This is a genomic window from Halomonas mongoliensis (assembly GCF_052496345.1).
In genome coordinates, this window is record NZ_CP199288.1 from 986,522 (window position 1) to 1,001,228 (window position 14,707).

General features: G+C 68.2%; 12 protein-coding genes. 8 read left to right on the forward strand and 4 right to left on the reverse strand.

Translation table 11 applies throughout. The features are described 5' to 3' along the window. The first annotated feature begins 140 nt into the window (after nucleotides 1-140). From ACRYRV_RS04505 to ACRYRV_RS04525, 5 genes are all read left to right on the forward strand, one after another. Entirely contained in the window at nucleotides 141-1,055 is a 915-nt protein-coding gene (locus tag ACRYRV_RS04505) for a LysR family transcriptional regulator (RefSeq protein ID WP_444985801.1), read from the forward strand. Nucleotides 1,056-1,121: 66 nt separating this feature from the next. Further along, complete coding sequence (locus ACRYRV_RS04510) at nucleotides 1,122-1,997, forward strand: AEC family transporter (protein WP_253449565.1); 876 nt, start codon at nucleotides 1,122-1,124, stop codon at nucleotides 1,995-1,997. A gap of 104 nt (nucleotides 1,998-2,101) precedes the next feature. Continuing rightward, nucleotides 2,102-3,265, forward strand: a complete 1,164-nt coding sequence (locus ACRYRV_RS04515) for a PQQ-dependent sugar dehydrogenase (RefSeq protein ID WP_444985800.1) — start codon at nucleotides 2,102-2,104, stop codon at nucleotides 3,263-3,265. Between the two features lie 77 nt (nucleotides 3,266-3,342). Next, nucleotides 3,343-4,839 carry a sensor histidine kinase gene (locus ACRYRV_RS04520; RefSeq protein WP_444985799.1) on the forward strand — a complete coding sequence of 499 codons (1,497 nt, stop codon included), beginning with the start codon at nucleotides 3,343-3,345 and terminating at the stop codon, nucleotides 4,837-4,839. Beyond that, nucleotides 4,836-6,224, forward strand: a complete 1,389-nt coding sequence (locus ACRYRV_RS04525) for a sigma-54-dependent transcriptional regulator (RefSeq protein WP_309636111.1) — start codon at nucleotides 4,836-4,838, stop codon at nucleotides 6,222-6,224. The genes ACRYRV_RS04520 and ACRYRV_RS04525 overlap by 4 nt, the downstream gene beginning before the upstream one ends. A gap of 70 nt (nucleotides 6,225-6,294) precedes the next feature. On the opposite strand, the gene ACRYRV_RS04530 is transcribed toward ACRYRV_RS04525, so the two are convergent. Beyond that, nucleotides 6,295-6,645 carry a hypothetical protein gene (locus ACRYRV_RS04530; protein ID WP_444989226.1) on the reverse strand — a complete coding sequence of 117 codons (351 nt, stop codon included), beginning with the start codon at nucleotides 6,643-6,645 and terminating at the stop codon, nucleotides 6,295-6,297. A 331-nt stretch (nucleotides 6,646-6,976) separates the two neighbouring features. Here ACRYRV_RS04530 and ACRYRV_RS04535 point away from each other — a divergent pair, with 331 nt between their 5' ends. The 3 genes from ACRYRV_RS04535 to ACRYRV_RS04545 all read left to right on the forward strand — a co-directional run bounded on the left by ACRYRV_RS04535 (nucleotide 6,977) and on the right by ACRYRV_RS04545 (nucleotide 11,447). Next, nucleotides 6,977-7,402 carry a universal stress protein gene (locus tag ACRYRV_RS04535; protein ID WP_253449550.1) on the forward strand — a complete coding sequence of 142 codons (426 nt, stop codon included), beginning with the start codon at nucleotides 6,977-6,979 and terminating at the stop codon, nucleotides 7,400-7,402. Between the two features lie 60 nt (nucleotides 7,403-7,462). Beyond that, nucleotides 7,463-9,109 (forward strand): BCCT family transporter, encoded by a 1,647-nt coding sequence (locus ACRYRV_RS04540; protein WP_309636109.1) that lies wholly within the window; start codon nucleotides 7,463-7,465, stop codon nucleotides 9,107-9,109. 211 nt (nucleotides 9,110-9,320) lie between these two features. Continuing rightward, entirely contained in the window at nucleotides 9,321-11,447 is a 2,127-nt protein-coding gene (locus tag ACRYRV_RS04545; RefSeq protein ID WP_444985798.1) for a putative bifunctional diguanylate cyclase/phosphodiesterase, read from the forward strand. On the opposite strand, the gene ACRYRV_RS04550 is transcribed toward ACRYRV_RS04545, so the two are convergent. From ACRYRV_RS04550 to ACRYRV_RS04560, 3 genes are all read right to left on the reverse strand, one after another. Then, nucleotides 11,448-12,170, reverse strand: coding sequence for a 3'-5' exonuclease (locus ACRYRV_RS04550; RefSeq protein WP_444986213.1), 723 nt, complete (start codon nucleotides 12,168-12,170; stop codon nucleotides 11,448-11,450). Then, on the reverse strand, nucleotides 12,170-14,092 hold the full coding sequence (locus ACRYRV_RS04555; protein WP_444985797.1) for a DUF294 nucleotidyltransferase-like domain-containing protein: 1,923 nt from the start codon (nucleotides 14,090-14,092) through the stop codon (nucleotides 12,170-12,172). Before ACRYRV_RS04555 ends, ACRYRV_RS04550 begins: the two co-directional genes overlap by 1 nt. A gap of 158 nt (nucleotides 14,093-14,250) precedes the next feature. Next, nucleotides 14,251-14,634 carry a DUF4168 domain-containing protein gene (locus tag ACRYRV_RS04560; protein WP_309636106.1) on the reverse strand — a complete coding sequence of 128 codons (384 nt, stop codon included), beginning with the start codon at nucleotides 14,632-14,634 and terminating at the stop codon, nucleotides 14,251-14,253. Nucleotides 14,635-14,707 lie beyond the last annotated feature (73 nt).

The following is a 14,707-nucleotide window of genomic DNA, read 5'->3' on the forward strand; positions in this document are numbered from 1 at the left end:
TTTGTGTCGACACCCTTTGCCACGGCGTCGGGTGCGTGGCAAAGGAGATCATGAGACTCAGAAGCAATTAGCAATGATTTTCATCCGCATGATTAGCTGGCATACTGCCGGGGACAAGGACACCTGCCACGGTTGCTTCCATGCACGACTTCGATGAACTCAACGCCTTCGCCTCCGTCATGGCCTCAGGCAGCCTGACTCGCAGCGCCCGGGAACTGGGGCTCGCCAAGTCGACGCTGAGCCGCCGCATCAGCCATCTAGAGGCGCGGCTGGGCCAGCCGCTGCTGCGCCGCCAGGCCAACCGCCTGATTCCCACCGAGGCCGGTCTGGTCTTCCATGACTACTGTCGCGACATGCTGGCGCTGGCCAAGCGCAGTCAGGCCGCCCTGGACGAGCTGCGCGAGGAGGTGAGCGGCGAGCTGGCCATCGAGGCTCACTGCGCCCTGACGCGCAGCTGGCTGGCCCCGGTGCTGGACGCCTTCCTGGCCCGCTATCCCGAGGTGGAGCTCACCCTGCGCACCTGCGACACCCCCTGCCTCCATCCGGACAGCCGGGGCGTGAGCGTGTGGCTGGGCAAGGTGCCCTGCTCGGCGCTGCGCCAGGAGTCCCTGGGGGCCCTGACCCGGGGCCTGCACGCCCACCCCGACTACCTGGCCCGCCGCGGGGCGCCAGACCACCCCCGGGAGCTCGCCCATCACGCCTGGATCGATCTGCTGGGCGCCAACCGCGACGGGGTGGCGCTGCACCACCGGGACGGCAGCCGCTTCGACTTCCAGCCGCCGGTCTCGCGGCTGCGGGTCGACCTGCCGGAGCTGCAGCTGGACGCCGTGGCCCGCGGGCGCGGCCTCGGCCTGCTGCCCCACTGGATGGTGGCCCGCCGCGAACACCACCATCCCGGCGAGCTGGTGGCCTGCCTGCCCGAATGGCAGCCCGAGCCGCTGCCGATCACCCTGCTCTACCCCTTCGGCCATCAGCCGCGGCGGGTCACCGCCCTGCTCGACTGCCTGCGCCAGGCGGTCCCCGAGGCGTGGCAGATGGCACGCCAGGCGGCCTGAGCCCGCCCTTGCCGCCCACCCTGGCCTTGCGGACAATAGTGCGCCCTGACCAACAAGGACGCCTGCATGCTTGCCGAACTCTTCGCGGTGATGGCCCCGGTGCTGGCCGGTGCCGGCCTGGGCTATACCTGGGTGCGCCTGGGCCACCCCTACCCGGTGGAGTTCGTCACTCGCCTGGTCTTCAATATCGGCACACCGGCGCTGATCATCGCCTCCCTCTCCGGCGCCGAGATCGATGCCGGCAGCGTCGGGCGCACCATGCTGGCCGCCGCCCTGGTGATGACCGCCATGGCCGCCGCGACCCCGCTGATGGCACGGCTGCTGGGCCGCGACTGGCGGGTGATCCTCGCCCCCATGATGTACCCCAACACCGGCAACATGGGCCTGCCGGTAGTGCTATACGCCTTCGGCAGCGCCGGCTTCGCCTTCGGCATCACGGTGATGGTGACGGTATCGCTGTTCCAGTTCACCGTGGGCTCGATCATGGCGAGCCAGGGCAACGCCCTGAAGACCCTGGCCCGCACCCCCACCGTCTACGCCATCGTCTTCTCCCTGGGGCTGCTGCTCACCGACACCGAGCTCCCGCGCTGGCTCGACAACAGCGTCGACCTGATCTCCGGCTTCACCGTGCCGCTGATGCTGATCACCCTGGGGGTGTCGCTGGCCAGCATCCAGGTCAGGAGCCTCACCTCCGGGGTCGGCTTCAGCCTGGTGCGCATCCCGGTGGCGGCGGGGCTCGCCTGGGGCATCGCCGCCCTGCTGGGACTGCCCCCCCTGGCCCAGAGCATCCTGGTGCTGCAGATGAGCATGCCGGTGGCGGTCTTCAACTACCTCTTCGCCCAGAAGGCCGGCCGCGAGCCCGCCTATGTGGCCAGCCTGGTGTTCTGCTCGACCCTGATGGCGCTCTTCTATCTGCCGCTGCTGCTGGCCTGGCTGATGTAAGCAAGCGTTGCCATATGGCGACAGGGAACGCGCCCGCCGCCGAAAAGTCCCTATGCTGGTAGATGCCTCATCTTTCGATGAACGAGCCAACGAGGGGGAAGACCATGCCTGCACCACTGCGCAGACTGCCCACCGCCCTGCTGCTGGGAGGGCTGGCCGTTGGCGGCCAGGCCCTGGCCGCCGAGACCCTGCCCGAGATAGTCATCGAGCGAATCGCCACCGACCACCACGACCTGCGCCTGGAGCGCCTGGCCACCGGCCTCGAGCACCCCTGGGCGTTGGCCCAGCTGCCCGACGGCAGCTTCCTGGTCAGCGAGCGCCCCGGCCGCCTGGCCCATATCAGCGAGAACGGCGACATCCGCCATCTGGAGGGCGTACCCGAGGTCAACGCCCGCGGCCAGGGCGGCCTGCTCGACGTGGTGCTCCACCCCGAGTACGGCAGCGAAGGGGGCGAGCAGGACTGGATCTACTTCACCTGGAGCCAGGCCGGCAGCGGCGGCACCGTTACCGCCCTCTCCCGGGCCCGGCTGGGCGACGGCGCCCTGGAAGAGGTGGAGGAGCTCTTCGTCCAGGACCGCTTCTCCGGCCCCGGCCGCCACTACGGCTCGCGCCTGGCCTGGCTGCCCGACGGCACCCTGGTGATGAGCATCGGCGACCGCGGCAGCCATCCCGAGCGCTCCCAGGACCAGGGGGACCATGCCGGCAGCGTACTGCGCCTGACCGAGACTGGCGGCGTGCCGGAGGACAATCCCTACCTGGAGGACGCCGACGCCCTGGACGAGCTCTACAGCATCGGCAATCGCAATATTCAGGGCATGGTGGTGAACGCGGCGGGGCAGGTCTGGGCCACCGAGCATGGCCCCCTGGGCGGCGACGAGCTCAACCTGATCGAGGCCGGCGAGAACTACGGCTGGCCCGAGGTGAGCCTGGGGGTGGACTACTCCACCCGAGCGCCCATCGGCGCGGACTCTCTGCCCGGCATGCGCGACGCCGAGTACATCTTCGAGGGGCGCTTCGCCCCCTCGGGCCTGGCCGAGGTGGCAAGCGAGCACTTCCCCGAATGGCGGGGCAGCCTGCTGGCCGGCGGCCTGCGCAGCCAGCTGCTCAAGCGCCTGGTGCTGGAGGGCGATGAGGTGGCCGAGAGCGAGGTGATCCTCGATGGCGAGATCGGCCGCATCCGCGACGTGCGCCAGGGGCGCGACGGCGCCCTCTACCTGCTCGATGACGATGAGCGCGGCAGCCTCTTCCGGCTGATGCCGGCTCAGTGACGCTTGTCGGCAAGAGTCGCTCACGACGCCGGCCACGCGCTCAGCGTGGCCGGCCATCGCCAGCCACGGGAACCCGCATGCGACTGCGCAACCTGATCATTCTGACCGTCATCGTGCCGCTGTTCCTGATCCTGGTGGTCTTCAGCCTGGTGGCGATCCACTCCCTGGAGGACAACGTCCGCTCCAAGCTGCAGACCGAGGTCCAGATCATCACCCACGCCATCGGCACCTCCCTGGGCTACGCCCTGGCCCGGGATTCTCCAGAGTCCCTGGAGGAGTCGCTGCACTCGGCCTTCTCCTTCCACCGCATCTATGGCGCCTACGTCTTCGACGTGGCGGGTCGGGAGGTCTACGGCCTGGGGCTCGGCCGAGAGCTGTTCGAGCCCGAGGAGATTCGCACCGTGGTGGAAGACGGCGAGCTCACCGGGACCTATCGCCAGCACGACGGCTGGACCTACTACTCGGCACTGATGCCGCTGGCCACGCCAGGCGGCGAAGTGCGCGGGGTGCTGCAGGTCAACCGCCTTAACACCGGCATCGAGAACTACACCGGCTTTCTGACCCTGGTGGCCGGGGCGGTCTTCCTGGTCGGCTCCGCCGGCATCGTGTTCGGTATCTGGTGGGGCTTCAGGCGTCATATCGAAAGGCCACTCAATCGCCTGCTCGAGGTGATGGCCCGGGTCGAGAACGGTGATCGCCAGCAGCGCGCCGAGCCCCGCGGCCCTGAGGAGTACCGCCGCCTGGCGGTAGCCCTCAACGGCATGCTCGACGCCATGGCCGAGAAGGACGCCGACATCGAGGCGCGCCGCCTCAACGAGATCGCCCTGGAGAAACAGCTGCGCAAGTCCCACAAGCTGGCCGAGCTCGGGGTGCTGGCCGCCGGCGTCGCCCATGAGATCGGCGCGCCGCTGACGGTGATCAACGGCCAGGCCCAGCGCCTGGCCCGTCGGGAGACCATCGGCGACGACGAGCGCGCCCGCCTGACCCGCATTCGCGGCGAGGTGGAGCGCATCGTGGAGATCGTGCGCCAGCTGATGGAGCTGGGGCGGCGCCACAACGTCGAGAAGGAGTGGACGGTGCTGAACGACCTGGTGCAGGCCGCCCAGGCGCTGGTGGAGGAGGATCTGGAGCAGCGCGGCATCGTGCTGGAGACCGCCCTGCCCCGGCCTTCGCCGCGCCTGCTGGCCAACGGCCAGCAGCTGGTCCAGGTGCTCACCAACCTGCTGCGCAATGCCGTCCAGGCCGAGGGCACCCGCCGGGTGCGGCTGAGCGCCGAGTCCCGAGGCGAGCAGCTCAGGCTCAGGCTCGAGGATGACGGCGACGGCATCCGCGAGCAGGACAAGCCTCAGGTCTTCGACCCCTTCTTCACCACCAAGCCGGTGGGCCAGGGCAGCGGCCTGGGGCTCTCCATGGTTCACCGCATCATCAACGACCACGGCGGCACCATCACGGTCTTCGACAGCGATCTCGGTGGCGCCGGCTTCCTTGTCACCCTGCCGCTGGAGGACAGCCTGGCCGACGGCAGGAGCGTGACGCCCGTCAATGAACCGCCCATACAAGGACGCCAAACGTGACACGAAAGGACACCGTGCCTCCCTGCCCGATCCTGATCGTCGAGGACGACCCCGCCATCCTGGAGCTGCTCGAGGAGGAGCTCCAGGAGGCCGGCCACGGCACCCTGGGTGCCGCCAGCGCCGAGGAGGCCATCGCCACCCTGAGCCATACGCCGGTGGCCATGGTAATCAGCGACGTGCGCCTGCCCGGCATGAGTGGCCTCGAGCTGCTGGAGCGGCTGCGCGACGAGCAGAGCCCGCTCGGCTTTATCGTCATCACCGCCTTCGGCACCATCGACCAGGCGGTGGAGGCGCTCAAGCTCGGCGCCGACGACTTTCTCACCAAGCCCCTCGACCTGGAGAACGTCCGCGAGGCGGTCTTCCGGGTGCTGGAGCACCGCCGCCTGGCCGAACGCTTCCACCGGGAGGGCCCCCCTCGCCACTTCCACGGCATCATCGGCGAGAGCGAGGCGATGCAGGGGCTCTTCCATGACGCCGCCCGCCTGGCGAAGAGCGATGCTCCCATCCTGGTGCTCGGCGAGAGCGGCACCGGCAAGGAGCTGCTGGCCCGGGCGATCCATGCCGAGAGCCCGCGCGCCGAGGGGCCCTTCGTGGCGGTCAACTGCGCCAGCATCCCCGGCGAGCTGATGGAGAGCGAGTTCTTCGGCCACGTGAAGGGCGCCTTCACCGGGGCCAGCGAGCACCGCCAGGGGCTCTTCCAGTCGGCCCGGGGCGGCAGCCTCTTCCTCGACGAGATCGGCGAGATGTCACCGGAGCTGCAGGCTAAGCTGCTGCGCGCCCTGCAGGAGAAGACGGTGCGTCCGGTGGGCGGTGAGCGGGAGGAGCCGGTGGATGTGCGCATCATCGCCGCCACCCATCGGGATCTGGAGCAGGCCATCGAGACGGGGCAGTTTCGCAACGACCTCTTCTATCGCCTGGAGACCTTCTCGCTGCGCATCCCGCCGCTGCGGGAGCGGGAGGGGGACGTGGAGCGGCTGATCACGGCGCTGATCGACAAGCACGCCGGCGCCCAGGAGAAGCCCATCGAGAGCATCGAGCCTGCCGCCCTGGAGGCGCTGCTCGGCTACCCCTACCCCGGCAACGTGCGCGAGCTGGAGAACGCCATCATGCGCGCCGTGACCCTGGCCGAGGCCGGGGAGATCCGCCTGGCGGACCTCCCCGAACGGCTGCGCGACCGGCCCCACCCCTCGCGGGCCGAGGGCAGCGAAGTCCGGGCAGGCAGCCTGGTGCCCGGTGACGGGGCACAGCCCTGGCCAAGCCTGGAAGAGGTCGAGCAGCGCTATATCCGCAAGGTGCTGGATGCCACCGGCGGCAACAAGCGACGCACCGCCGACATCCTGGGCATCGCCCGGCGCACACTCTATCGCCGTCTCGACGACCGCTGAGCCCGGGGCCCTGATGTAAAAACCCCCTGCACCTGGCAGGGGGAACGCAGGGGTCAGGCTGGAAAACCGATCAGAAGCTGCCCGGCTCCTCCTCATCCATTGCCGGTTCGTCCATTGCCGGTTCGTCCATTGCCGGTTCGTCCATTGCCGGCTCGTCCATCATCGGCTCCTGGCTCTCCATGGGGTCCATGGGCTCCTCATTCATGGCCGGGTCCTGCCCCATGGCGGGCTCATCCTCCATGGGCGCCTGCTGGGCCGGCTCCTCCATAGGCGGATCCGCGGGCTCCATGGGCGGCAGCTCATCATCGCCATTCCCGCAGCCGGCCAAGGCCAGGCTGCCGAGCGAAAGCGCGGCGATGGCGGCCATGGCCTTGAGGCGACGGCCAAACGGCATCGGCATATCGGAACGCTGATGGGTCATGCTTACCTCCTCGCTTGTCGAAGTCTCTCCCAAATTTAGCACACTCCATGCCAGACCAGCCCAAATGATAAATATCATCTATTTTTCATACACTTGAGAAAATAAGACGAATCCCGCCAGGCCCCCGGGCACCTTCGGGAAGTGAGTCGATCTGGCACATGAGGCGCCTTGCCACCCCGTTTTCGCCCCGTCGCTTATTCGGAATCAACGCTATACAAAGGTATAGTTTGCTCGGTAGACCGAACGGAGACGCGAGTCGCCATCCTGCCGTTGGCGGCTGGGCCTGGACGCCCTCGAGAGCCTCATCGCAGCCGACCAAGGAGATGCCGTGATGTACAGAAAGATCATGGTGCCGATCGACCTCGCCCATATCGAGGTGATCGAGCCCACCCTGGAGACCGTGGCGGACCTGGCCCGCCACTACGATGCCGAAGTGTGCTACGTCGGGGTCACCTCCACCACGCCGAGCAGCGTGGCCCGGACCCCCGAGGAGTTCACCCGCAAGCTCGAGGCCTTTGCCCAGAAGCGCGCTGCGGTCCATGGCCAGCCGGTCAGCACCCACACCATCGCAAGCCCGGACCCCGTGGCCGACCTCGACAGGGACCTCGTCAAGGCCATCGATGAGGTCGGCGCCGACCTGGTGGTGATGCCCACCCACCTGCCGAAGCATATCGACGTGATCATGCCGTCCCACGGCGGCAAGGTGGCGACGCATACCGATGTGTCGGTATTCCTGGTGCGGCCCCGCAAGGGCTGAGCCGCCGGAGCGGATTCGCCACTCGAGCAAACCAGAGACCACCCAAGGGAGATAGCCGTTATGGCTGATAACGAGAATGCCAACGGGAAGCCGGAGGCTTCCGAAGGCATACCGGCCCCGGAGGGGGCCGCCAACCTGATCGACACCGACTACGTGATCGGTCAGGACAATATTTCCGCCTCGCCCATGGGGATCGACGTGGACCTGCACGGCAAGGTCTTCGCGGTCTCCTCCATCGTGGTGCTGTTCTTCGTGATCATCACCCTGGCTCTGCAGGAGCAGGTCGCGCCGCTGTTCAGCGCCACCTTCTCCTTCCTGACCGGGAACATGGCCTGGTTCTTCCTGCTGGCCGCCAACATCTTCGTGCTGCTGTCGGTCGTGCTGATCTTCACGCCCCTGGGGAAGGTGCGCATCGGCGGCATGGACGCCAAGCCGGACTTCAGCTACGCGGGCTGGTTCGCAATGCTGTTCGCCGCCGGCATGGGCATCGGCCTGATGTACTTCGGCGTCTCCGAGCCCATGGACCACTTCCAGGCGGCGCTCGGCGGCATCAGCAGCGAGGGCGGCGCGCGCACCGACTGGGCCCCCCTTGGTGCCGCCGAGGGCGATGAGGCCGGCGCCCTGGCGCTGGGCATGGCCGCCACCATCTTCCACTGGGGCCTGCACCCCTGGGGCATCTACGCCGTGGTGGCGCTGTCGCTGGCGATCTTCTCCTTCAACAAGGGCCTGCCGCTCACCATGCGCTCGATCTTCTACCCCATTCTGGGGGAGCGCGTCTGGGGCTGGCCGGGGCATGTGATCGATATCCTGGCGGTATTTGCCACCCTGTTCGGCCTGGCCACCTCCCTGGGCCTGGGCGCCCAGCAGGCCACCAACGGCTTGAACGACCTCTTCGGGATTCCCGATACCAACGTCACCATGGTGCTGCTGATCGTGGCCATCACCATCGTGGCCATCGGCTCCATCACCCTGGGGGTGGACAAGGGCGTGCAGCGCCTCTCCCAGCTCAACATGGGGCTGGCCTTCCTGCTGCTGGCCTTCGTGATCGTCGTCGGCCCGACGCTGATGATCGCCACCGGCTTCTTCCAGAACCTGGGCCACTATCTCGCCTATCTGCCGGCACTCTCCAATCCCTTCGGCCGTGAGGATGCCAACTTCAGCCAGGGCTGGACCGCCTTCTACTGGGCCTGGTGGATCTCCTGGTCGCCCTTCGTCGGCATGTTCATCGCCCGGGTCTCCCGCGGTCGCACCGTGCGCGAGTTCCTGATCGCCGTGCTGCTGGTGCCGTCGCTGGTCTCGGTGCTGTGGATGACCTCCTTCGGCAGCGCCGGCATCAGCCAGCTGCTGGCCGGCACCTTCGAGGGCGAGGCGGATGCGCTCTTCGTGATGCTCGCCGGGCTGCCGCTCACCGAGATCACCTCCTTTATCGCCATCGTGCTGGTAGTGGTGTTCTTCATCACCTCCTCGGACTCCGGCTCCCTGGTGATCGACTCCATCACCGCCGGCGGCAAGGTGGACGCGCCCAAGCCCCAGCGCATCTTCTGGGCCATCATCGAGGGGGCCATCGCCATCGGCCTGCTGATCGGCGGCGGCCTGGCGGCGCTTCAGGCGGCGGTGATCTCCACCGGCCTGCCCTTCACCCTGGTCCTGCTGGTGGGCTGCTACGCCATCATCAAGGGTCTGATGAGCGAGCCTCGCGTCAGGTAAGGGCAAGCGAAGCCGGCGTGAAAGTGGAAAGGCGACCTTCGGGTCGCCTTTTTTGTTACCGGGCGCGGATGGCCCTCTCGCTTATGTCATGATGAGGACTCACCCATGCAGGTGAAGGAATACTCGCACCGTGACAGCTCAGAATGCCTTATCAGGGGCGCGACGCATCCTGGTCGCCACGGCACTCCTGCTAATACTTTCCACTGAGGCCTTGGCAGAGCCGCTGCGCGTCGGCGTCTACCACAATCCTCCCAAGCTGATGCTGAACGACCAGCAGCCCGGGGGCATCCTTGGCGACCTGCTGCTGGCCATGGCCGACCGTGAAGGCTGGCAGCTGGAGGTGCACCCCTGCAGCTGGCAGGCCTGCCTGGCGGCCCTCGAGGCCGGCGAGTTGGACCTGCTGCCCGACGTGGCCTGGACAACGGCCCGCGCCGAGGTCCTGGCCTTTCACCGCGAGCCGGTGCTGCACAGCTGGTCCCAGGTCTATCAGCGCCCGGGGCTGTCGCTGGATGCCATCGTCGACCTGGACGGCCGGCGGCTGGCGGTCCTTGAGGGGTCGATACAGAGCGAGTTTCTCCACCAGCTCACCAACAGCTTCGGCGTCACGCCCTCCCTCCTCGAGGTCGGCAGCTTCGAGGAGGGGTTCGCGGCGGTTCGCAGGGGACAGGCGGACGCCGCCGTGGCCAATCGCCACTACGGCGACTGGCAGGCCAGCGCCCAGGGCCTCGAGGTCACCCCCATCATGTTCCAGCCTGCCGGGCTCTTCTATGCGGCGCCCGCCGGCGAAGGCGAGGCGATTCTGGCGCGTATCGACCACTATCTCGAGCTCTGGAAGCCCAACGCCCGTTCGCCCTACCACCAGGCGCTGGCCGGCTGGAACGTGCGCAGTGACGACCGTTTCCATGTGCCACCGCTGCTGTGGTGGGGGCTCGGCGGCCTGCTGCTCCTGCTGGCGCTGAGCGCCGCCACGAGCCTGCTGCTGCGCCATCGGGTTCGGGCACGCACCGCCCAGTACCAGGAGGCCCAGGCGCACAGCCACCGCCTGGCCCACTACAGCCCGGTGACCGGGCTGCCCAACCGCGGCCGGCTGCTCGCCCAGCTTCAGCAGACCCTTTCCGCCCAGCAGCGCCCCGAGTCGCGCGGCAAGCCCGGCGCGCTGCTGCTGCTGGACCTGGACCGATTCAAGCTGATCAACGACCTGCATAGCCACGAGCAGGGGGACCGGCTGCTGCTGCGGGTGGCCGAGGCGCTGGAACAGCGCCTGGCCGAGCCGGGATTTCTGGCCCACCTGGGCAGCGACGAGTTCGCCATCCTGATCGAGGATCTCGACGGGCCGATGGCGGCGGCCGCGCACCGCGTGGAGCGGCTCGCCGAAGCGCTGCTCGACGCCGTCTCCGCCCTGCCCCCCTGTCAGGGCACGCCTCGCACCACGGCCAGCATCGGCATGACCCTGTTCGCCGACGGCCAGCCCGATGCCGGCAGCCTGATCCAGCAGGTGGACCTGGCCCTGGCCCGGGCCAAGGCCGCGGGGGGCGCCACCCTGCGCTTCTTCAGCGAGGAGATCCAGAGCGAGGTCGTGGAGAGGGTGCGCATGGAGCAGGCGCTGCAGCAGGCCCTGGCCCACCATGAGCTGACCCTCCACTACCAGCCCCAGATGGACGCCGACGGGCACTGCATCGGCGTCGAGGGGCTGCTGCGCTGGCAGCATCCGCAGCGCGGCACGGTCCCCCCCGTGGCGTTCATTCCGCTGGCGGAGCAGACGCGCCTGATTTTGCCCATCGGTCACTGGGTCCTGCGCAGCGCCTGTGAGCTGCTGGCCGACTGGGCCGGCACGGCGAAGGCCCGGCTGCGCGTGGCGGTCAACGTCAGCGCCGTGCAGTTTCACGAGCCCGATTTCGTCGCCCGGCTCGAGGCGCTGCTGGCGGAGACCGGTGCACCCGCGGAGCGGCTGACCCTGGAGGTCACCGAGTCGCTGCTGCTGGAGGACCCCGAGCGGGTGCGCAGGACCCTGACCGAGCTGCGCGCGCTGGGCATTCGCCTGGCGCTGGACGACTTCGGCACCGGCTACTCGTCCCTCAGCTACCTCAAGCGCCTGCCGCTGGACGAGCTGAAGATCGACAGGAGCTTCGTGATGGGCGTGCCCGACGATGCGGCGGATACCGCCATCGTGGAGACCATTCTCACCCTGGCGGCGAGCCTGGGCCTGGAGGTGATCGCCGAGGGGGTCGAGAGCGCCGAGCAGCGCGACTGGCTCGCTTCCCGGGGTTGTCGCCTCTTCCAGGGCTACCACTTCCACCGGCCGGCGCCGCTCGAAAGCCTCGCGATCACAGCAGGATAGTCAGCTCCAGAGCTCACCCACCGGGGTCTGCGGCGAGTAGCGGCTGGCTACCTGGGCCTGGAGCAGCTCGGCGGTGGCCAGGGCGTCGACCAGGGCGTGGTGGCCCTGATAGGCGGGCAGGCCGTAGCGCTCACGGCTGTTGTGCAGGCGGATGGAGACCGGCGGACGGCCCAGCCAGCGGCGAAAGCGCGCCCAGAGCGACTGGCGATGGAGGCGCGCCTCCAGGGACATGGTGTCGATCATCGGGAAGCGCAGCCCCTCCCCCAGCCGGGCCTGGATGCCGCTGTCGAGGAAGGGCCGCTCGATCTGGCGATAGTGCACCACGGCGACGCGCCCCTTCAGCACCTCCAGCAGCTCGGGCAGGACCTCGGCGAGGTCGGGTGCGTTCTCCACCTCGGCGTGGGTAATGCGGTGCAGGGTCACCGACTGCTCGGTGAGCTCCCGGGCCGGCTTGAGCACCCAGTAGCGCCGCTCGCGCAGCGGAATGCGCGCCAGGGTAAAGGGCACCACGCCGACGCTGACGATGGCGTGGCGCCGGGGGTCGAGCCCGGTAGTCTCGATATCCAGCGCCGCCATCGGCAGCTCACCGATGGGGGTGGCCGGGTCGGGACAGCCCGCGGCGCAATAGGCCTTGAGCAGCGGATGCTGGACCCGGGCGGCGCGGTCCGCCAGGTACTCGGGCCAGCCGGGCGTCTGCTGGCGCGCCGCGCCCGGCAGACGAATCACCGGGTCCCTCGCGAGCGGCGCGCCGCACCGGAAGGGACCGGGTAGCGGAACTTGAGAAACTTCTGGGCGTTGCTGAGCACCTGGAAGGCATCCTTGAGGGTATGGCGCTCGGCGTCGGACACGTTCTCCGGCTCGATATTGTTGTCCGGGGTGCGCTCCTGCTGCAGATCGATCACCTGGTGACGGATGCGCGCCATGGAGAGGAACTCCAGGGCGTAACGCAGCTTGTCGCTGACCCCTTGCGCCAGCAGCTGGGTGCGGTCGATATCGTCGAGGCGCGCGAAGCTGTTCTGGGCCCGGGAGCCGCAGGCCAGGGCGTGGACGCGGATCAGGTCGGTCAGCGGCGCGGTGCCGCGGCGCTTGAGGTTGATGGAGTTGTTCTGCTTGCCGTCCTTCTCCATCACGAAGGTGCGAAAGAAGCCCAGCGGCGGCGTACGGTTCAGGGCGTTGCGGGCCATGGCGGCCAGGAACAGGGCACTCTTCGGCGCCTCCTCGGCCACCAGGTCCTGGAGCTGCTCGACGAAGACGTTCTCGCCGTGGACGACATCCAGGTCGAAGAAGATCGAGCTGTGCAGCAGCCGCTCCGGGGTGGGGTCTCGAATCCAGTCCAGGAAATAGCCCTTCCACACCGACAGCGGCTGCCGCCAGCGCGGGTTGGTGGCCATGATATCGCCGGTGCAGTAGGTGTAGCCGCAGGCGTGCAGGCCGTCGCTGACGATCCTGGCCATCGCCAGGAAGTAGGCGTCGTGGACCTCGGGGTCGAAGGCGTCATCCAGCACCAGGGCGTTGTCCTGGTCGGTGACGATGGACTGCTCGTTGCGCGCCATGGAGCCCATGGCCATGAAGCAGTAGGGCACCGGCGGAGGGCCCAGGGCCTCCTCGGCCAGCTCCAGCAGGCGGCGGGTGAAGCTGCGCCCAATGGTGGAGAGCGCGCTGCCGATCATGCGCGAATCGGCGCCGTCCTCCACCATGCGCACGAAGGCGGCCCGCACGTCCGGGGCGAGCCTGGCCAGCCCCTCCGCCGAGGACTGGTTGAAGATGTTGCTGACCAGGTAGAGGCTGGAGTGGGTCTCGTAGCGGATGATGTCGGAGAGATGCACGATGCCCACCGGATGGCGCCGATACACCACCGGGAGGTGGTGGATATTGTTGCGCAGCATGGTGAGCATCGCCTCGTGGACCGACTCGTCGGACTGGATCGCCACCAGGTGGTGGTCCACCACCTCCCCCACCGGCGTCTCGGGGCCGCGGCCCTCGGCGATCATGCGCCGGAAGTCGCTGTCGGTGAGGATGCCGCACACCTGCCAGGCGCGCTCCTCGCTGTCCCGGAAGGTGTAGCGGGGGTTGTCGCCGGGGGCGTCGAGCACCAGTACCGCCGAGGCGCCGGAGTCGCTGATCTGGCGGGCGGCTGCCTGGACCGTGGTGCTCGCCTCCACCATCACCGGGTAGCGGGTCAGCAGCTTGCGTACCCGGGTGATCATCATGTCGTTCTGCTTCTTCTGATGCTCCACCGCCGACTCGAGACGGGGCCGCTCGAGCTCCACGAAGTCGGCGAAGTGCTCGTCCTCCTCGCAGAGCCGCTGGAAGAGCGCATCGGGGATGAAATAGACCAGGGTGTCTTCCAGCGCCCTGGCGGGGAAGCGCGCCCGGTGGTTTCGCAGCAGGCTGAAGTGGCCGAAGATGTCACCCTCGCCGAGGCGGTTGTAGAGCTCGCCGCTGCGGCGATAGACCTCCACGGCGCCGCTGCGGATATAGCCCAGCTCGTGGATCTCCTGGTCGAGCAGCAGGATGTCGCTGCCGGCCTGGAAGTAGGCGACCTCCACCTGGCCGGCGATCTCGTCGAGGAGCTCGTCGGAGAGGGCATCAAAGGGCGGGAAGCGCCCCATATGCTGGCGAATTTCCAGCAGTTCGACTTCCATGCGTCACGCTCCCCTCTGGCGGTATCGTCACGCCAAGTCTGGGAGTTCGCCGGGGCGCTGTAAAGCGTATGGCGGGCAGGCGCCCACACGAAGACGGCCACCCCGGAGGGTGGCCGTCTCGGCTGCCGATGGGAGTCGGCTTCAGCAAGGACGCAGCCTTATGACTGGGCCATCTCCTGGACGCGCTGCATCAGCTCGGGATCCTGCTGGATCGCCTGGCCGATGGCGTTGAAGGTATCCACGTCGAGACCGCTCTCCTCGACCACTTCGACCATCTTGTCGTTGGCTTCCATGCGCACTTCCTGCTGGGAGGCTTCGTCCTCGGCGGCGTGCAGTCGCTCGGTATACTCCTGGGAGATCACGGCGATCTCCTGGGAGGCGTCGGCAAACTGCTGGAGCTGCTCATCGGAGAAGTCCATGGCCGGGGCAGCGGCCTGGGGCTGCTCGGGGGTGGCCGCCGGATCCTGCTGGGCGTGGGCGGTGGCGGACATCAGGCCGGCGCTGAGCAGGGCGGCAGAGAACAGAGCAGTCATCCGTTTCATGAATACCTCCAGAGGGGCGTTGCGTGTATGTGGGGAGTGTGACGGCGATGAGTGCCTCACGTTCACAATTTTC